Raw genomic sequence first — 17,653 nt, 5'->3', positions numbered from 1 at the left:
TTCCGCGCCGCACCTGTTGTAGAGTCTTCCACGGCCGCAAGGCCGGTTCGGCTGGAAAGCCGGATGCGCTCGTAGCTCAATGGATAGAGCATCTGACTACGGATCAGAAGGTTGGGGGTTCGAGTCCCTTCGAGCGCACCACACGAGAAGGCCCCGTCGCACTGCGGCGGGGCCTTCGTCGTTCCCGGGCGGGCCGGGGCGGTCGGGTCGGGTCGGGCGTGCCGGGCCGGGTCGGGTCGGAGTCGGGCCGGGGTCGCGCACGCTAGCGATGGAGCACACGACGTCGCCCGCCGGGAGCGCACCCGACGTCCTCTGCTCCACCGACGCCGCACGCGCACCGAGACGGCTCCGCAGCGGGGTGTGCAGGGTGCACGGATTCACGTGCCCGTAACGACGACCTGCACGTTCTGCCGCTCCTGGCCCGTCACTACGGTTGCCCCAACCCGGTCGCCCGACCGGCACCCCTTCCCCAGGAGCATCCCGATGGCCAGTGCAGCGTCAGCACCACCAGCCCCGTCCGTCGTCGTCGACGACTACTCCCTGTCCCGTGTCCCCACCACCGCCCGCTACGGCTGGTTCCAGGTGGCCGTCCAACGGTTCGGTCAGATCTCCGCCCTGTCCCAGTTCCTCCTCGGCGCCACGCTCGGCTTCGGGATGGGGTTCTGGCAGGCGTTCTGGGCGATCACCCTCGGCGCCGTGATCCTCGAGATCGTGTCGGTCTTCGTCGGCGTCATCGGCATGCGCGAGGGACTGAACACCTCGGTCATCGCGCGCTGGACCGGGTTCGGCAAGGCCGGGTCCGCCCTCGTCGGCCTGGCGATCGGCCTGAGCCTGATCGGCTGGTTCGGCATCCAGTCCGGTGTCTCCGCCGCCGGGCTCGTCGCGATCCTGCCCGTGCTGCCGGCGTGGGCGTGGTCGCTCGTGTTCGGGCTGCTCGTCACGGCGATCGTGCTCCGCGGGTTCCACTCGATGCAGTGGCTCGCGAACGTGACCGTGCCGCTGTTCCTCATCCTGGTCGGGTGGGCGGTGGTCGTCGAGCTGAGCAAGCACTCGATCGCCGAGCTCGCCGCCAAGGCCCCCGCTGGCCCCGAACTGAGCTTCGTCGCCGGCACCACGCTGGTCGCTGGCGGCTTCATCGTCGGCGCCGTGATCACCCCGGACATGACCCGCTTCAACCGGTCGGTCGGCGACGTCGTCAAGCAGACCGCGCTCGGCGTGACCCTCGGCGAGTACGTCATCGGGCTCGCGGGCGTCCTGCTCGCCCACGCCGTCGGCTCGTCGGACATCACCCGCGTGATCACGTCGAGCGTCGGCTGGGTCGGCATCCTCGTGATCCTGCTCGGCACGTTCAAGATCAACGACTGGAACATCTACAGCTCGAGCCTCGGCGTCACGAACTTCATCGACGTCGTCTTCGGCAAGCAGGTGAACCGCGGTGTCGTCACCCTCGTGCTCGGTGTCGTCGGATCCGTGCTCGCCGCGGTCGGCTTCCTCGGTGCGTTCACCCCGTTCCTCATCGTCCTGGGCGTCGTCTTCCCGCCGATCGCCGGCATCATGGTCGCCGAGTACTTCGTCGTGAAGCGCTGGCGTCGTGAGCTCAGCGACAGCGAGTCGCTGCCGGCGACGAGCCCGACGTGGGTCCCCGCCACGCTCGTCATCTGGGTGATCGCCTCGGTCGTCGGCTACTTCGTCACCGTGGGCATCCCGTCGATCAACTCGGTCGTGATCGCCTTCGTCCTGTACGTGGTCGCCGGCAAGGCGGGCTGGGTCCGCGGCGTCGGTGTCAGCCGCACCGAGCAGGCGCCCACCGTCGCGGCGGCGGCGCCGGCTGCGCCCGCACCCGCTCCGGCGCCCTGAGACCGACGGCCGGCGTTCCCCCCACGTCGACCGTCGCCGACGTCGGCCGTGCCGCAGCCTCCTGATCCGGCCGCGGCACGGCCGACGCCACCCGCTCCACCATCCGCACCACCCCGAGAGGACCCCCATGCGCATCGGCATCGACGTCGGCGGCACGAACACGGACGCCGTCCTGATGGACGGCAGCACGGTCGCCGCGGCCGTGAAGCGATCGACGAGCCAGGACGTGACCTCCGGCATCGTCGCGGCGCTCGCCGGGCTCCGCGAGCAGCGCGACTTCGGGTCCGCCGACGTCGACGGCGTGATGATCGGCACGACGCACTTCATCAACGCCCTCATCGAGGCCCGCGGGCTCGCCCCGACAGCAGCCGTCCGGCTCGGGCTCCCGGCCACCGCCTCGCTGCCGCCGTACACCGACTGGCCGGAGCGGCTCGTCGGCGCCGTGCAGGGCCGGGCGTTCCTCGCGCACGGCGGGCACGAGTTCGACGGCCGGGTGATCTCGCCGCTGGACCTCGAGGAGCTCAAGCGGCACGCCGCCGTGATCGCCGCCGCCGGCATCCGCTCGGTCGCGATCTCGTCGGTGTTCTCGCCGATCAACGACGAGTTCGAGCAGCGCGCGCAGGAGATCCTGGCCGCCGAGCTCGGGCCGGACGTCGCGTTCTCGCTGTCGAGCGAGATCGGCCGCATCGGCCTGCTCGAGCGGGAGAACGCCACGATCATCAACGCCGCGCTCCGGGAGCTCGCAGACACCATCGTCGACGGGCTGTCCGGCTCGGTGGCGTCGAGCGGCATCGAGGCGCCGCTCTTCCTCAGCCAGAACGACGGCACCCTGATGGACGTCGAGTACGCCCGGCGCTACCCGGTCGCGACGTTCGCGTCCGGCCCGACGAACTCCATGCGCGGCGCCGCGGTGCTCTCCGGCTTCGACACGTGCGCGGTCGTCGACGTCGGCGGGACCACGAGCGACGTCGGCGTCCTGACCGGCGGGTTCCCGCGCGAGGCCACCGGCGAGGTCGCGGTCGCCGGGATCCGCACGAACTTCCGGATGCCCGACGTGCTGTCGATCGGCATCGGCGGCGGGTCCCGCATCCGCGAGGACGGCGCGGTCGTCGGACCGGACTCGGTCGGGTACCGCCTGGTCGACGAGGCACTCGTGTTCGGTGGGGACACCCTCACCGCCACCGACGTCGCGGTCCGCGGCGGCCGGGGCACGGTGGGCGACGCCGCACGGGTCGCCGGGGTGCCCGCCGAGGTCGCCGAGCGGTCCCTCGCGGTGATCGCCGAGCGCGTCGCCGACGTCGTCGAGCGCATGCGCACCTCGTCCGCGCCGCTGCCCGTGGTCGCGGTCGGCGGGGGATCGGTGCTGCTGCCGGACACCCTGCCCGGGCTCGGGACGGTGCACCGGCCGGAGCACTACTCGGTCGCGAACGCGATCGGCGCCGCCATCGCGCAGGTGTCCGGCGAGGTCGACAAGGTCTACGCGATCAGCGACGGCAAGCGGTCCGCGGTCGTCGACGAGGCCCGGCAGGAGGCCGTCGACCGTGCAGTCGCGGCCGGCGCCGACCCGTCGAGCGTCGCGATCGTCGACTTCGACGAGGTCCCGATCCCGTACCTGCCCGGTAACGCCACCCGCATCCGGGCGAAGGCCGTCGGGGACCTCGCACTCGGGGCCCTCGTCCGATGAGCACCGTCGAGAGCCCGGTCGGGACACTCGCGGGCACCCGGCCGCTCACCACCATCGACGGTGACTGCTCCGCGCTCGCCCGGGGCGCCGCGATCCTCGGCACCGGCGGCGGCGGCGACCCGTACATCGGCCGGCTGCTCGCCGAGGCCGCCGTCCGTGCGCACGGCCCGGTGCCGGTGGTGCAGGTCGAGGACCTGCCCGACGACGCCGTCGTGCTCAACGTCGCGATGATCGGCGCGCCGACCGTGATGGTCGAGAAGACCCCGTCCGCCGGGCAGTTCGCCGAGGCGGTCCGCAGCCTGGCCGCGCACCTCGGGGTCACGCCGACACACATCGCATGCATCGAGGTCGGCGGGGTCAACTCGACGAGTCCGATCGTCGCCGCGGCCGAGCTCGGCCTGCCGCTCGTCGACGGAGACGCGATGGGCCGCGCCTTCCCGGAGGTCCAGATGGTCCTGCCGACGCTCGCCGGGGTCCGCGCGACGCCGATGGCGCTCGCGGACGAGAAGGGCAACTCGGTCGTGTTCGACACCGTCGACAACCGGTGGGCGGAGCGGCTCGCCCGTACCGCGACCGTCGAGATGGGCTGCTCCGCGATCACCGCGAACTACGCCATGAGCGGTGCACAGGTCCGCGACTCGTACGTCCGCGGCAGCCTGTCGCTGTGCGTCCGGCTCGGGGAGGCCCTGGTCGACGCGCGCGCCGCGAACGAGGACCCCGTCGACGCGGTCGCGTCGGTCCTGGGTGGTCGGGTCGTCTTCACCGGCAAGGTCACGGACGTCGAGCGGAAGACCGTCACGGGGTTCGCCCGCGGGACCGCCCACCTGACCGGGTCGGGCAGCGACACCGGCCGGGAGGCACTGCTCCGGTTCCAGAACGAGCACCTGCTGGTCGAGGTGGCCGGGTCGGTGCGCACCACAGCACCGGACCTCATCGTCACCCTGGACGCCGACACCGGCGAACCGATCACCACCGAGGGCCTGCGGTTCGGCGCGCGCGTCCGGATCGTCACCGCGCCGGCCGACCCGCGCTGGCACACCCCGGCGGGCCTCGCGCTCGCCGGCCCGAGGTACTTCGGCTACGACACCCCGGCGGTCCGCCACGACGGCACCGTCAGCGAGGGAGAGCACGCATGAGCTGGACGATCGACGTCGACGACCTGCCCGACCTGGCCCGGGGCGCGGCGATCCTGGGCACCGGCGGCGGCGGCGACCCGACGGTGGGGATGCTGCTCGTCCGCGCGGCGATCACGGAGCACGGCCCCGTCACGATCCTCGACCCCGACGAGGTCCCCGACGACGCCCTCGTCATCCCGACGGCGCAGATGGGTGCCCCGACCGTCGTGCTCGAACGACTCCCGGCGGGCCCGGAGCCGCTCGGTGCCCTCCGGCGGCTCGAGCAGCACCTCGGCCGCACCGCGAGCGCGACCATGCCCATCGAGTGCGGCGGCATCAACTCGATGATCCCGCTCCTCGTGGGGGCCACCGGGGGACTGCCGGTGGTCGACGCGGACGGCATGGGCCGCGCGTTCCCGGAGCTGCAGATGGAGACGTTCTCGGTGTACGGCGTCACCGGGTCGCCGCTCGCGATCAGCGACGAGAACGGCCACGGCGTCGTCATCGACACCGGGCACGACAACCGCCAGATGGAGTGGCTCGCCCGCGGCGTCACGATCCGGCTCGGCGGCGTCGCGTACATCGCCGAGTACGCCATGACCGGACGCCAGGTCCGCGAGACCGCGGTGCCGCGCACGTTGTCCCTCGCGCTCGCCGTCGGTCGTGCCGTGCGGGTCGCCCGCGAGGAGCACCGCGACCCCGTCGAGGGCCTCGCCGAGGCGTTCTCGCAGACGATCTACACGCACCTGCGCGAGCTGTTCGACGGCAAGGTCGTCGACGTCGAGCGCCGCACGGTGGACGGGTTCGCGAAGGGCCGCGCGACCGTGCAGGGCGCCGACGGCTCCGAGCTCGAGATCGCCTTCCAGAACGAGAACCTCGTGGCGCGACGCGACGGCCGGCTCGTCGCCGTCGTGCCGGACCTGATCTGCGTCCTCGACGCGGAGACCGCCGAGCCGATCACGACCGAGCGGCTCCGGTACGGGCAGCGCGTCCGGGTGGTCGGGGTCTCGACGCCCGACCTCATGCGCACCCCGGAGGCACTCGCCGTCTTCGGACCCTCGTGCTTCGGGCTCGACGACGCCTTCGTGCCCGTCGAGGACCTGCACGAACGGGTGCCGGTGGGGGCGCGCTGAGCCGCGCTGATGCGCGAGGATCGACGGTGTGCACCAGGGCGAGCAGCGTGACGGAGCCGTGACGAGCCTCCAGGCCGTCGACGTCGACGACCTCGGTCGCGGCACCGCGCTCCTGGGGTGCGGTGGCGGCGGTCAGGTCGACCACATGCTGCACGCGCTGCGGACCGCGCTCGCCGCGGCCGCGGTGCCCGTCGTGCCGCTGGACGGCGCGCTCGGGTCGGTGGTGGCGGTCGGGCTGATCGGATCCACGACCGTGCTCGAGGAGAAGACCCCGAGCGGTCGTGAACTGCCGGACGCGCTCGCGGCCGTCGAGCGCTGGACCGGTCGGCGGGCGGACGCCGTCGTCGCGGCGCAGATCGGCGGGGTCACCGGACCCGCGGCCGCGCTGACGGCCGTGGCGGCCGGGCTGCCGCTCGTCGACGCCGACCTGGTCGGTCGGGCGACGCCACGGATCGACCAGCTGTCCCTGTTCGTCGACCCGGTCCCGGTCACCGCGGCCGCCGTCACGTCGAGCGGCCTCCGCATCGTCGTCGACGCCCCCGACCCGAGCGACCTCGAGACGGTGTGGCGCGAGGCGGTGTCGCACAGCGGCGGGTGGGCGGCGTTCGCGATCGGCCCCGTCGACGCCGGGACGCTCGCGGACCGCGCCGTCCTGGGCAGTGTCAGCCGCGCGCTCCGTGCCGGACGGGCCGCTGCCGGGGCGCGCGACGTCGGCACGCTCGCGGCCGCGGTCGGTGGTCGGCTGGTCGCCCACGGTCGGGTGCTCGACGTGCAGCGCGGGGGCGACGCCGTGGCCTTCGTGCACGGGTCGATGGCACTGCAGGACCTCGGGTCGGGGGCCGTCGTCCGGGTCGAGGCGGGGAGCGAGTGGGTGCACTGCCTGGTCGACGGCGAGCCGGTCGCGGCCACCCCGAGCTGCATCGTCGTCGTCGACGCACGGTCCCTGCGGCCCGTGGCGACCGACCGGGCCCGCGTCGGTGACGAGCTCGCCGTGCTCGTGCTCCCCGGAGCCCCGTGGTGGCGGGCGGACCCGCGCCGGACGGAACGGGTGTCGCCGCGGGCGTTCGGCATCGACGCCGACCTCGTGCCGGAGGTCGCCGCGTGATCCCCGTCGCGGAGTTCCTGCCGCTGCTGCCGACCGGCACCGAGGTGCTCGTGGGACCGGTGACCGGCACCGTCGCGGCGGTCCGCGGGGTCGTCGGCACGCCGGAGCAGGTCGGCCGGACGCTCACCCCGCAGGACGACGCGGTCGTGCTGCTCACCCCCGTGGCCCGCTTCGACGCCCGGTTCGACGTGCTGCTCCGTCGTGCCGCGTCCGCCCGGGTCGCGGTCCTCGTCGTCGCCGTGGCGGAGGACACCCCGCTGCCCGGGCCGGGGACCGCGGCGCTCGCGGACCGGCTCGGGGTCGGGGTGCTCGCGACGCCCGACCCGTGGACGACGTCGGTGCGGGTGCACGAGCTGATCGGCACCGGCGACGCCCCGGCCGCCCGGGCCGCGGTCGTCGCCGCGCGCGCCGGGCTCGACGCCGGCCCCGAGCTCGAGGACCTGTTCACCCGGCTCGAGGCGGACCTCGGGCACCCGGTGCGGTTCCTCGACGCCTCCGGTCGACCACTCCGCGGGGCAGGGGTCGCGCCGTCGACGGCCGCGCTGCTCGCCCGGACGGTCGGCACGAGCGAGCCGGTGTGGGCGACGGACCCCGGCGACGGCGCCTCGTCCGACGGTGCTGGCTCGTCGGGTGACGCTGCGTCGTCGGGCGGCGCTGCGTCGTCCGGTGGTGCTGGCTCGTCGGGCGGCGCTGCCGAGACGGTCGTCGCCGTGCCGGTGCCGACCGGCATCGGGCCGCGCGCCTGGCTGGCCGTCGGGCTGACCGCGCCGCTCCGCGCCGAGCGGGCCACGCTCGCCACGGCGCTGCGGGTCGCGGCGGTCGCGGCCGGGCACCGCCTCGTGCTCACCCGGCTCGACGACGAACGCGACGCCCGCTACCGGATGGCGATGCTCGACGACCTCCGCACGGCCGACGGGGCACCCGCGCCGCCGCTCGTGCAGCGCACCATCGCCGCGGGGTGGCAGCTCGACGCGTGGCACGTCGGCATCCGGCTGGTCGCCCGCGGACCCGTCGACGCCGTCGCCCTGCGCCGCGAGGTCGAGATGGCCTTCGACGGCGAGGGCCTGGACGTCGTCGTGGTCGAGCAGACCGACGGCTGGGCGCTCTGGTGCTCCGTGCCGCACGAGCCGGACCGGGCCGCCGTGGCCGCCCTCGCCGCGTCCGTCCGGTCCGCCCAGAACGCGCTGCGCTCGGCCGTCGACACGAACGTCGGCGTCGGGAGCGTGCACGCCGGGCCCGCCGGACTCGTCCGGACCCTCGGCGAAGCCGGCGACGCCGTCCGCCTGGCCGCCGCCCGGCCCGAGTCGGGGTGGTTCGTGCACGTCGACCGCCTGGGGCTGGCGCAGTTGCTGCTCGCGTGGACGCAGACCGACACGTTCCTGCCGGCGGCCGAGCAGCTCCTCGCCCCGCTCGAGCGCGGCGGGGGAGCGCTCCGCTCGACCCTGGCGGCGTACCTCGACGCCGAGTCGTCCGTCGCCGAGACCGCGGCCGTGCTCGGGGTGCACCGGAACACCGTGGCGGACCGGATCGACCGGGTGCAGCGGTTGCTCGGCGTCGACCTCGGCGACCCGGAGACCCGGCTCGCGCTGCACCTGGCGACGCGGGCGCTCGGCGGGGCGTAGCGCCGGTCAGCCCGGCGTCGCGTGCGCGGGTCGAACCACGTTCCCGACGTCGAACCGAGCGGCGCCGCTGGTTCGACGTCGGGGACGTGGTTCGAAGCCGCCGAGTGCGGGCACAGCACGCCGGTCAGCCCGGCCAGGACTCCTGCGACCACGAGCCGTCCGGGCCCCGCTCGTACGCCGTCCGGTGGCTCGCGGCGTCGACAGCACCGCGCCAGAACACCATCCGATGCGGGGTCAGCGCGTACCCGGCCCACGTCGACGGCGGATCGAGCGCAGCACCACCGCGCGACGCCGTGAAGTCCGCCCAGACCCGTCGCCGGTGCTCGGGGTCACGCTCCGCGGCCTCGCGGTCGTTCACCCACGCGAGCACCTGCAGGTACCGCGTGCGGGCGGCGTAGGCGGCTCGGGCCTCGGCGTCCGTCACGGGTGCGATGTCGCCGACGACGACGAGCTGCCGGGCCGCCTCCGGCCAGACGAGGGTCACCGCCGCACGGGCGAGCTCGGCGAGCTCGGCCGCCTTCCGGCTCCTCGCGTCGGTGTGGAAGTGCAGGCGCTCCCCGTCGAACCGCGACAGCAGCACGGTCCGGGCGTCGGGGTAGCCGTCGAGCCCGACCGTCGACAGCGTCATCGTCGGACCCGGGCCGTCCTCGGCCGACGGCAGCCAGGCCGCCGCCAGGACGAGCGGGTCGACCAGGGCGGCCGGGTCGGCCGGGGCAGCGGCGTCGCCGGTCGCGGCCGCCGCCTGCCCCGGCAGCACGGTCACGACACCGCCACCACAGCGGGAACGGCGGCACCACCGACCCCGACGGCACCACCCGCGCCGGCACCACCCGCGACGGCGCCGGCGCCGGCCGCCGGCCGCGCCACCGCCGGGTCGAAGCGCGCGATCTCGTGCAGCGACGCCACCGCCTCGTCGAGCGACACGTCCCACAGCGCCTGCCCGTACGCCGCCGTGGCCCGGCTCGCGTCGCCGACGACCCCGGGCGTCCCGAAGTCGTTCGACAGCCAGCCGAACGACACCGGCCCGCCGTTGAACCGGATCCGCTCGAACTCGGCCAGGTGGTCGGGCACCCACCGCTCGGCGAGCGACATGTCGACCAGGTCCGGCCGCAGGTGCAGGATCATCGACGTCTCGGCCGCACCGCCGTGGATCCCGAGGCCGCGCTCGTCGGCGTCCTCGCCCGAGGGGCCGGGGACCCGCGCGAGCGTCGGCATGAGGAACGTCTTCAGCCCGTAGCGCTTCCGGATCTCCCGCAGCGCGACCTGCAGGAGCGCGACGTTCCCGCCGTGTCCGTTCGCGAACACGAGCGAGCCGGCGCCCATCAGCGCGACCGCCCGTCCGACCTGGACCGCGGTGTCGAACATCGTCGACTCGTCGAGCCACACGGTCCCCGGCGCCCAGCTGTGCTCGTCGGACTTCGTGAACGCGATGGTGGGGAGCTGCCAGACGTCCAGGCCCTCGGCGGCGGCCCGTTCGACGGCGGCGCCCCCGATCCGGTCGGCGAGCAGGAAGTCGGTGACGAGCGGCAGGTGCGGGCCGTGGTGCTCGACGGCACCGGTCGGCTGCACGACGATCGAGTCGGGACCGAGCCCCGCGGCCACCGCCGGGCCGGACAGCTCGGCGAGCAGCCGTGAGCCGGCGGTCACTTGCCGAACCCCGGGACGACCGGCTGCGCCGACGCCGTCGAGCCGCCGCTGACCACGAGCGACGGATCGATCACGTGCCCCGGGTTGAGCAGCCCCTCGGGGTCGGTGCGCTGCTTGAGCGCCACGAGCTCCTCGACACCGTGGTCGACGTAGTACTGGTGCGGACTGTGCACCCGGACCCCCAGGTCGCGGAGCAGCGGGTACCCGGCGTAGACGTCCTCGGCCCCGGTGTACGGCGCGGTGAGCATCCCGATCGGGCCGACGTGCGCCGCCTCGATGTGCAGCATCCCGCCCGGGTACACGGCCTCGACCTCGGCGATCCGGTCGATCAGGGCCTCGCCGCCGACCTCGACGTGGAACCACTCGGTGTCCGGGGTGTTCCGCTTGAGCCACCAGATCGGGTGGTTGTAGGACAGCATCGACACCTTGGTGGTCTGCTGCAGGCCCTCGCGGACGTCCAGCACGCTCCCGCCGGCCTGCTCGATCAGCGCCCGTGCCTCGTCGAGCACGGCGTCGTCGACGATCGCCCGCAGACTGGCCCGGTCGTCCGGGATCGCGGCGTCCGAGGGCAGCGTCGCGGCGACCTCGGCGCGATCGGCGCTGACGAGCCGGGGCACGGGGTCGAGCCCGCGGAGCGTCCGCACGGCGACGAGGGCCTCCTCGAACGTCGGGAACGACGCGTACACGGCGCGCCACTCCTGCAGCGGTTCGAGCCGGACGGTGGCGCGGGCGATGATCCCCGCGGTGCCGTAGGTGTGCACGAACGGCTGCGCCTCGTCGCCCTCGACGTGCAGCAGTCCGTCGGCGCCGGGCAGCGCCACGTCGAGCGCCGTGACGAACCCCTGCCAGTTGGACCCGTGCGCGATGGACCCGGTGCCCCCGGACCCGCCGGACAGGAACCCGCCGATCGTGGACTGCGCGGTGGACGGGTACATCCAGAGCTGCTGGCCGGTGGCGGCGGCGGCCTGCTCGAGCGCGACCATCGAGGCGCCGGCCTCGGCCGTGACCCAGCCCTCGCCGACCTCGACGACGGCGCGCGCCCGCGAGGTGTCGAGCACGAGTCCGCCGTGCAGCGGGATGCCCTGGCCGTAGTTGCCGGTGCCCTTCCCCCGCGTGGTGACGGGGACGCCGTGCCGGACGGCGGCGCGCAGGGTGGCCGCGACGTCGTCGGCCGACGCGGGGTAGGCGACGAGGTCGGCGAGGCCGAGGGGCAGCTGCGCGCTGAGGATGGGGCTCATGGTCGCCTCGTCGACGGAGGCGCGGGCGCGGCTGCGCTCGTCGGCGCTCACCCCGCGCTCGCCGAGGAGCGTGACGAGATCGGCGCGGAGCGCCGCCAGGGCGGCGGGGGTGACGATGGTGGCGGCGGGGGTGACGGTGGTCATGCTCACTCCTGTGGGGTGGGTGGTGCGGGAACGGCGGACGGGAGGCGCGGGGCGGGCGTGCCCCGCGCCTCCCGTCCGGTGGTGGGTCGGCTCAGCCGACCCGGGTCACTTGCCGAGCCCGATCTGCTTGTCGAGGAACTCGTTCGTGTACAGGTCCGAGGCCTTGAGGTCGCTCTTCACGTCGCCGGAGCCGGCGAAGACGGGCTTCGCCTTCTCGATGAAGTCCTGCATGCGCTGGTCGTCGACGGAACCGATGTACCCGTCGGTGTCCTTCGCGATGCCGAGCTTCACCATCTGCGCGGCGGCGAACGCACCGACCTTCGAGTCGTACGTCCAGCCGTTGTTGTACTGCTGCACGAGCTTCGTGATCAGGTCGTTCGTCGCCTGGGGTGCCTTCAGGTAGTCGACGTCGGCCTGCTGCATCACGGGGACGAGCTTCTGCAGGCACGGGGTGAGCTTCGTCAGGTCGCCGCTGCGCACGGACATCGCCTCGGGGTAGGGGTTCCACCCGGTGCTCGAGATGAGCGCGTAGTCGACCTTCTTGCCCCAGGCCGCGACCTGGTTCTGGTAGATGTACGGCTCGGCGGTCGCGAAGCCCTGCTGCGCGTCCTTGCCGCCGGCCGACACGAACTTCGACGGGGTGCCGTCGTAGCTGCCGTCGAGGACGCTCTTCGGCAGGGTGCCGGACTGCTCGAGGTAGGTCATGTACGCGGCGCCGTTGAAGTAGCGGACGACACCGCCGTCCTTCGCCAGGGCCTTGCCGAGGCTCGCGATGCTGTCGACCTTCGGGTAGGTCTTCGGGTCCCACATGATCGCCATCGGGGACGTGTCGTTCTCGGCGAAGACGGACGTGGTCGGCAGGTTGCCGGAGAACTGCACGGCCTCGTCGGTGGAGACGTAACCGAGGGTGATCGACTTGTCCTGGTACATCTGCGACGAGACCTTCGAGTAGCCGATCGCGGGGCCGCCGGCGCGGATCTCGAGCTTGACGCCCGTGCTCTTGCCGTTCGCGTACAGGTCGCCGGTGACGGTCTTGCCCGAGGCGTCGATCTGCGGGTCCGGCCCGAGCATCTGGTACAGGTGGCCGTGCTCGCCCTCGGGGTTCCAGTCGGTCTGGACGACGACGGTCGCGGGGCAGACCCCGGACAGGTCGACCTTCGGGCCGGAGGCGGACTGCGCGGTCGCGGCGGTCGTGCTCGATCCGGAGGACGAGCCGGCGGCACATCCGGTGAGGGCGAGCGCGGTCGCGGCGAGGGCGGCGGTCGCGACGCCGAGTCGGGTGGTGGTGCGCATGGAGGCTCCGTTCGTGGTGCGGGTCTCGTGGTGCTGTCGGGAAGGGGTGGTGCGGGGAGGGGTGGTGGGGGACGGGTGTGCTGTGGGGGTGGAGCGGGACCGGCGGGCCGGTCAGCTGAAGTCGTGCCAGCGCCCGACGGCCAGGCGGCCGACGAGTCCGAACACGAGGAAGACGGCGACGCCGTAGAGCGAGGCGATGATGATCGTCGCGTAGAGCTCCGGACCCATCAGGCGCGAGGCGGTGACCTGGATGAGGACGCCGAGGCCGGGGTTGCCGCGCTGGAAGAACTGGTCGCCGACGATCGCGCCGATGACGCTCAGGCCGGCCGAGGTGCGCAGGCCGACGAAGATCGACGGCAGGGCGGCGGGGAACTGCAGCTTCACGAGCCGGGCGAACCGGCTCGCCCGCTGCAGCCGGAACAGCTCGCGCTGCGCCCGGTCCGCGGACTGCAGGCCGAACAGGGTGTTCGACACCATCGGGAACAGGGCGATCATCACCGTGACGATGACCCGGCTGGCGAACTCGTAGCCGAACAGGGCGCCGATGAGCGGCACGAGCGCCAGGATCGGCACGCACTGCAGCACGACGGCGTACGGGTACAGCGAGCGCTCGAGCCACTTCGCCTGCGCCATCGCCATCGCCCAGGCGACGCCGATCACGATCGCGAAGGCGAGTCCGACGAGCGACACCACGGTGGTGCGGCCGAGGGCGGACCACAGGTCGGTGCCGAAGGTGGAGGGCGACCCGTCCGGCATCGTCGGCGCGACGATCGCCTTGAGCACGAGGTGCGGGTACGGCACCAGGAAGGCGAGCCCGCGGACGTGGTCGTAGTACGCCGCCGCCGCGTACCAGATGCCGACGAGCACGGCGAGGACGACGAGCGGCGGCCACCACGTGACGGCACGACGGGGACGGCCTGCGGTGCGGCGCGCGGCGGTCCGGACGGCCCGGGCCTCGGAGACCTCCTGCAGGGTGACCATCAGCGGTGTCCTTCCCGGAGTGCGTGCGAGACCTCGCCGACCAGTTCGGCGAACTCGGGGGTGAAGCGGATGTCGGGGTCGCGGGGCATCGGGAACGGCACCTCGAACCGGCCGACGATGCTGCCCGGACGGCCGGACATCACGATGACCTCGGTGGACAGGTACACGGCCTCGGACACCGAGTGCGTGATGAACAGGCCGGCGAAGCGCTGCTCGACGAACAGGCGCAGGAGTTCGTCGTTGAGGCGCTCGCGGGTGATCTCGTCGAGGGCGCCGAACGGCTCGTCGAACAGGAACAGCTCCGGGTCGAGCGTCAGCGACCGGGCGAGCGAGACGCGCATCCGCATGCCGCCGGAGAGCTGCTTCGGCAGGTTCGTCTCGAAGCCGGTCAGCCCGACGAGGTCGATGGCGCGCGCGGCCCCGGCGGCTCGCTCGGCCTTCGGGACGTGGCCGAGCTCGGCGAGCAGCTCGACGTTGCCCTGCACCGAGCGCCATGGAAGCAGGGTGGCGTCCTGGAACACGTAGCCGATCCGGTCGGTCGCGACCCCGGCGGTGCCGTGCGACGCGGACTCGAGCCCGGAGGCGATGCGGAGCAGGGTCGACTTGCCGCAGCCGGAGGGGCCGACGACGGACACGAACTGTCCGCGGTCGACGGTCAGGTCGACGCCCTGCAGGGCGACGGTCCCGTTCGGGAAGGTCATCTCGACGTCGCGGAAGTCGAGCAGGGTGTCCGTCGCGGTGACGGGCGGTGGGGCGGTGGTGGTCACGGTCACCTCGGGTCCTCGGTGGGTGTGCGGATCGGGTCGGGGGTGTCGGGGTCAGGCGGGCACGGGCGCCGCGGTCGCGGCGACGGTGGTGCGCACCTCGGTGCGGGCGACGAGCCGCCCGCGGGACAGGACGATGCGGTCGGCCGGGGCGTTCGCGACGGCGTCGGTGACGCTGGTCGCGGCGATCGCGAGCAGGTCGGCTCGCCGTCCGGGGACGGGACCGGCGGCCGGGAGGCCCATCACGCTCCGGGCGGTGTCGCTCACCATCGCGTACGCCTGGTCCGGCGTCACGTGGCCGGCCGTCACGAGCAGGGACGCGGTCTCGAGTGCGTCGCTGCGGCCGACCGGGTTGAACGGGTCGCGGACGTTGTCGGCGCCGGCGGCCACGCGGACGCCGGCCGCCGTGAGCGCCTGGATCGCGGTGAGCCCGCGGGGCGTGGACACCGGGTGCTGCCAGCCCTGCAGGTACAGGTTCGTGATCGGCAGCGTGACGATGCCGAGGTCCGCCGCGGCGACGTCGGCGACGACCTCCGCGCGGCGCTCGGGCCCGAGGGTGCCGAGCCGGACGCAGTGCCCGGCGGTCCAGGTGCGGCCGTCCGTGCCCGGATCACGGCGAGCACTGACGGCGCGGGCGAAGTGGTCGAGCGTGACCGGTCCGTCGAGGTTCTCGTCGGTGTGCAGGTCGACGCCGACCCCGTGCCGGTCGGCCAGGGCCAGCAGCCGGTCGACGTCGGCGAGCGGGTCCTCGGCCAGGTGCGGGGCGCCGCCGACCAGGTCGACGCCGCACGCCAGCACGGCCTCGACGTGGTGGTCGGGGGCGAGCGGTCCGGCCAGGGCCACGAGCTCGAGGTCCATCAGCCCGGCGAGCTCGTCACGGACCCGCACGAGGGCCTGCGCACCGCGCACGGCGGACTCGACGGGGGCCGGGGCGTCGTCGACACTGCGGCGACCGCTCAGGACGTCGACGTGGCTGCGGACCGCGGTGGTGCCGGCGGCGAGCATGGTCAGCGCTGCGGTGCGGGCGCGGTCGGCGATCTCGTCGACGGTCATGGTCGTGGCGTGGGCGGACCAAGACGCGATCGCGGCACCGAGGTCGCCGAGCGGCGGGCGGATCGCGTCGGCGCTCAGGGCCTTGTCGAGGTGCGCGTGCGGCTCCGCCGGGGCGGTCAGGAGCAGTCGTCCGGCGAGGTCGAGTGTGCCGTCGACCGAGCCGCGGAGCGTGCCGGCCGGGGCGACCTCGGCCACGGTGTCACCCGAGATCGCGACGTCGACGAGCCGTCCGTCGTGCAGCAGCGCACCGCGCAGCAGGTCGACCGGACGCGGTGCTGACGAGTCCATGGCGGCCTCCCGGGTTGTGTGAGAATGTTGATCGCATCAACATCTCCGATGCTAGGGCGGGTGTGTTTCCCCCTCGTTTCACGGCGGTTGCCGTGTGTGACACCCGCTCAGACCCGGAACGACACCGAGAGGAGTCCGCGTGAGCACCGCGACCCCCACCGAGAACGACCGCGTCGTCGACGAGCAGACGCAGCGCATCGGCGAGCACATCCGCGCACGTCGTCGCGCCGCCCGGTTGACGCTCGTGCAGGTGGCCGAGACCACCGGCCTGTCCCACCCGTTCCTCAGCCAGGTCGAACGCGGACACTCCCGCGCGAGCATGGTGTCGCTCGAGAAGATCGCCGCCTCGCTCGGCACCACCCAGGTCGAACTGCTCGCCGCCGGCGCCCCCGAGCGCCCGGAGCAGGACGACCGCGCCCCCGAGGTGATCCGGGCGGGGGAGGGCGCCCGCGGGCCGTTCTCGAGCGGCGAAGCGCGGCTGCTCGTGCACGCCGGACCGCACGCCTTCGAACCGCTCGAGTGGACCGGGGACAACACCGACCTCGGCGAGTACTTCGAGCACCGCGAGGACGAGTTCCTCACCGTGCTCGCCGGCGACGTCCTGCTCGACCTCCGCGGACAGGAGCCGCTCCGCCTGGGGCCGGGCGACTCCGCCTACTACCGCGGCGGCACCGGCCACCGGTGGTGCAGCGCGGACGGCAGCCGCTTCCACATGATCGTGGTCAAGGAGACCCCGCGCGCCGGAGTGGTCGCGTGACCGGGGCGCCCGAGCGCCGGCGGCTGCGCGTCGCCGCCCGCCGGACGGTCGCGACCGACGTCGTCGCGCTCGACCTCGCGCCCCTCGACGACCCCGCGCTGCCGGACTGGGAGCCGGGCGCGCACGTCGACCTCGAGGTCGCGCCGGGCACGGAGCGGCAGTACTCCCTGGTCGGCACGACCCCCGAGGGGCACTGGCGGATCGCGGTGCTCCGGGAACCGGACGGGCGCGGCGGCTCGGCGGCCGTGCACGACGGCCTGGCGGTCGGCACCGAGGTCGCGGTCGCCGGTCCCCGCAACCACTTCGGCTTCGACCCGTCCCGCCCCGCGGTCTTCGTCGCCGGCGGCATCGGGATCACCCCGATCACCGCGATGATCGCCGCCGCGGAGCGTGCCGGGACGCCGTGGGAGCTCCACTACGCCGGGCGCACCCGCGACCGGATGGCCTTCGTCGACGACCTCGTCGCGGCGCACCCCGACCGGGTCGCCCTCGCGGTCGCCGACGAGCACCCGCGGCTCGACGTGGTCGGGCTCCTCGCCGAGCCGCGCGACGCCGTCGTGTACTGCTGCGGCCCTCGCGGCCTCATGGACGCGGTCGAGGCCGCGGCCGCGCACTGGCCGGCCGGCAGCTTCCGGGTCGAGCGCTTCGAGCCGGCCGCCGACGTGGACGCCCCCGGCGAGCCGTTCGAGGTCGAGCTCGCGGTCACCGGCGTCACCGTCACGGTCCCCGCCGACCGGACCCTGCTCGAGGTCGCCGAGGAGGCCGGCGCGTTCGTGCTGTCCTCCTGCCGCGAGGGCACGTGCGGCACGTGCGAGACCCCGGTGCTCGAGGGTGCGGTGGAGCACCGCGACACCGTCCTCAGTCCCGAGGAGCAGGCCGACGACCGCAGCATGATGGTCTGCGTCTCGCGCGCGCGGCGCGGCTGTCCGCGCCTGGTCCTGGAACTCTGACGGGGCCGGGGCCGGGGACGGA

15 protein-coding genes and 1 tRNA gene are annotated in these 17,653 nt (G+C 73.9%); 9 read left to right on the top strand and 7 right to left on the bottom strand.

Annotated features, from left to right (window positions below; genetic code table 11):
- Positions 1–65 precede the first annotated feature (65 nt).
- The 7 genes from DEU32_RS10400 (at position 66) to DEU32_RS10370 (ending at position 8,516) form a co-directional block, all read left to right on the top strand.
- Positions 66–141: transfer RNA gene (locus DEU32_RS10400), tRNA-Arg, on the top strand.
- Between the two features lie 342 nt (positions 142–483).
- Positions 484–1,857 (top strand): cytosine permease, encoded by a 1,374-nt coding sequence (locus tag DEU32_RS10395; protein ID WP_058743069.1) that lies wholly within the window; start codon positions 484–486, stop codon positions 1,855–1,857.
- Positions 1,858–1,984: 127 nt separating this feature from the next.
- On the top strand, positions 1,985–3,541 hold the full coding sequence (locus DEU32_RS10390) for a hydantoinase/oxoprolinase N-terminal domain-containing protein (protein WP_114850471.1): 1,557 nt from the start codon (positions 1,985–1,987) through the stop codon (positions 3,539–3,541).
- A complete protein-coding gene (locus DEU32_RS10385) occupies positions 3,538–4,677 on the top strand; it encodes a DUF917 domain-containing protein (protein WP_114850470.1) in 1,140 nt (379 codons plus the stop codon). Before DEU32_RS10390 ends, DEU32_RS10385 begins: the two co-directional genes overlap by 4 nt.
- Entirely contained in the window at positions 4,674–5,789 is a 1,116-nt protein-coding gene (locus DEU32_RS10380; protein ID WP_114850469.1) for a DUF917 domain-containing protein, read from the top strand. The genes DEU32_RS10385 and DEU32_RS10380 overlap by 4 nt, the downstream gene beginning before the upstream one ends.
- Before the next feature lie 28 nt (positions 5,790–5,817).
- A complete protein-coding gene (locus tag DEU32_RS10375) occupies positions 5,818–6,894 on the top strand; it encodes a DUF917 domain-containing protein (RefSeq protein WP_181819260.1) in 1,077 nt (358 codons plus the stop codon).
- Positions 6,891–8,516 carry a CdaR family transcriptional regulator gene (locus tag DEU32_RS10370; protein WP_114850467.1) on the top strand — a complete coding sequence of 542 codons (1,626 nt, stop codon included), beginning with the start codon at positions 6,891–6,893 and terminating at the stop codon, positions 8,514–8,516. Before DEU32_RS10375 ends, DEU32_RS10370 begins: the two co-directional genes overlap by 4 nt.
- Before the next feature lie 124 nt (positions 8,517–8,640).
- On the opposite strand, the gene DEU32_RS10365 is transcribed toward DEU32_RS10370, so the two are convergent.
- The 7 genes from DEU32_RS10365 to DEU32_RS10335 form a co-directional block, all read right to left on the bottom strand.
- Positions 8,641–9,279 carry a pyridoxamine 5'-phosphate oxidase family protein gene (locus DEU32_RS10365; protein ID WP_114850466.1) on the bottom strand — a complete coding sequence of 213 codons (639 nt, stop codon included), beginning with the start codon at positions 9,277–9,279 and terminating at the stop codon, positions 8,641–8,643.
- A complete protein-coding gene (locus DEU32_RS10360) occupies positions 9,276–10,163 on the bottom strand; it encodes a creatininase family protein (RefSeq protein WP_114850465.1) in 888 nt (295 codons plus the stop codon). Before DEU32_RS10360 ends, DEU32_RS10365 begins: the two co-directional genes overlap by 4 nt.
- A complete protein-coding gene (locus tag DEU32_RS10355) occupies positions 10,160–11,545 on the bottom strand; it encodes an FAD-binding oxidoreductase (RefSeq protein WP_114850464.1) in 1,386 nt (461 codons plus the stop codon). Before DEU32_RS10355 ends, DEU32_RS10360 begins: the two co-directional genes overlap by 4 nt.
- A 105-nt stretch (positions 11,546–11,650) precedes the next feature.
- A complete protein-coding gene (locus DEU32_RS10350) occupies positions 11,651–12,838 on the bottom strand; it encodes a hypothetical protein (RefSeq protein WP_058743376.1) in 1,188 nt (395 codons plus the stop codon).
- Between the two features lie 111 nt (positions 12,839–12,949).
- Positions 12,950–13,819 carry an ABC transporter permease gene (locus tag DEU32_RS10345; RefSeq protein ID WP_058743405.1) on the bottom strand — a complete coding sequence of 290 codons (870 nt, stop codon included), beginning with the start codon at positions 13,817–13,819 and terminating at the stop codon, positions 12,950–12,952.
- Positions 13,819–14,586, bottom strand: coding sequence for an ABC transporter ATP-binding protein (locus DEU32_RS10340; RefSeq protein WP_254631475.1), 768 nt, complete (start codon positions 14,584–14,586; stop codon positions 13,819–13,821). The genes DEU32_RS10345 and DEU32_RS10340 overlap by 1 nt, the downstream gene beginning before the upstream one ends.
- 51 nt (positions 14,587–14,637) lie before the next feature.
- Positions 14,638–15,924, bottom strand: coding sequence for an amidohydrolase family protein (locus DEU32_RS10335; protein WP_114850463.1), 1,287 nt, complete (start codon positions 15,922–15,924; stop codon positions 14,638–14,640).
- Between the two features lie 139 nt (positions 15,925–16,063).
- Here DEU32_RS10335 and DEU32_RS10330 point away from each other — a divergent pair, with 139 nt between their 5' ends.
- Together DEU32_RS10330 and DEU32_RS10325 are read left to right on the top strand one after the other, a co-directional pair.
- Positions 16,064–16,681 (top strand): helix-turn-helix domain-containing protein, encoded by a 618-nt coding sequence (locus DEU32_RS10330; RefSeq protein WP_114850462.1) that lies wholly within the window; start codon positions 16,064–16,066, stop codon positions 16,679–16,681.
- On the top strand, positions 16,678–17,631 hold the full coding sequence (locus DEU32_RS10325; RefSeq protein WP_114850461.1) for a PDR/VanB family oxidoreductase: 954 nt from the start codon (positions 16,678–16,680) through the stop codon (positions 17,629–17,631). The genes DEU32_RS10330 and DEU32_RS10325 overlap by 4 nt, the downstream gene beginning before the upstream one ends.
- Positions 17,632–17,653: the final 22 nt, after the last annotated feature.

This window comes from Curtobacterium sp. AG1037, from assembly GCF_003349855.1.
Lineage (GTDB): Bacteria > Actinomycetota > Actinomycetes > Actinomycetales > Microbacteriaceae > Curtobacterium > Curtobacterium citreum.
Note: the sequence above shows the minus strand (reverse complement) of the source record. Positions and strands in the feature narration are given on the sequence as shown.

Excerpts from the sequence above, each read along its gene's own strand:
- DEU32_RS10395 (WP_058743069.1), top strand. The coding sequence starts at position 484 with ATGGCCAGTGCAGCGTCAGCACCACCAGCCCCGTCCGTCGTCGTCGAC.
- DEU32_RS10390 (WP_114850471.1), top strand. The coding sequence starts at position 1,985 with ATGCGCATCGGCATCGACGTCGGCGGCACGAACACGGACGCCGTCCTG.
- DEU32_RS10385 (WP_114850470.1), top strand. The coding sequence starts at position 3,538 with ATGAGCACCGTCGAGAGCCCGGTCGGGACACTCGCGGGCACCCGGCCG.
- DEU32_RS10380 (WP_114850469.1), top strand. The coding sequence starts at position 4,674 with ATGAGCTGGACGATCGACGTCGACGACCTGCCCGACCTGGCCCGGGGC.
- DEU32_RS10355 (WP_114850464.1), bottom strand. The coding sequence starts at position 11,545 with ATGACCACCGTCACCCCCGCCGCCACCATCGTCACCCCCGCCGCCCTG.
- DEU32_RS10350 (WP_058743376.1), bottom strand. The coding sequence starts at position 12,838 with ATGCGCACCACCACCCGACTCGGCGTCGCGACCGCCGCCCTCGCCGCG.
- DEU32_RS10345 (WP_058743405.1), bottom strand. The coding sequence starts at position 13,819 with ATGGTCACCCTGCAGGAGGTCTCCGAGGCCCGGGCCGTCCGGACCGCC.
- DEU32_RS10335 (WP_114850463.1), bottom strand. The coding sequence starts at position 15,924 with ATGGACTCGTCAGCACCGCGTCCGGTCGACCTGCTGCGCGGTGCGCTG.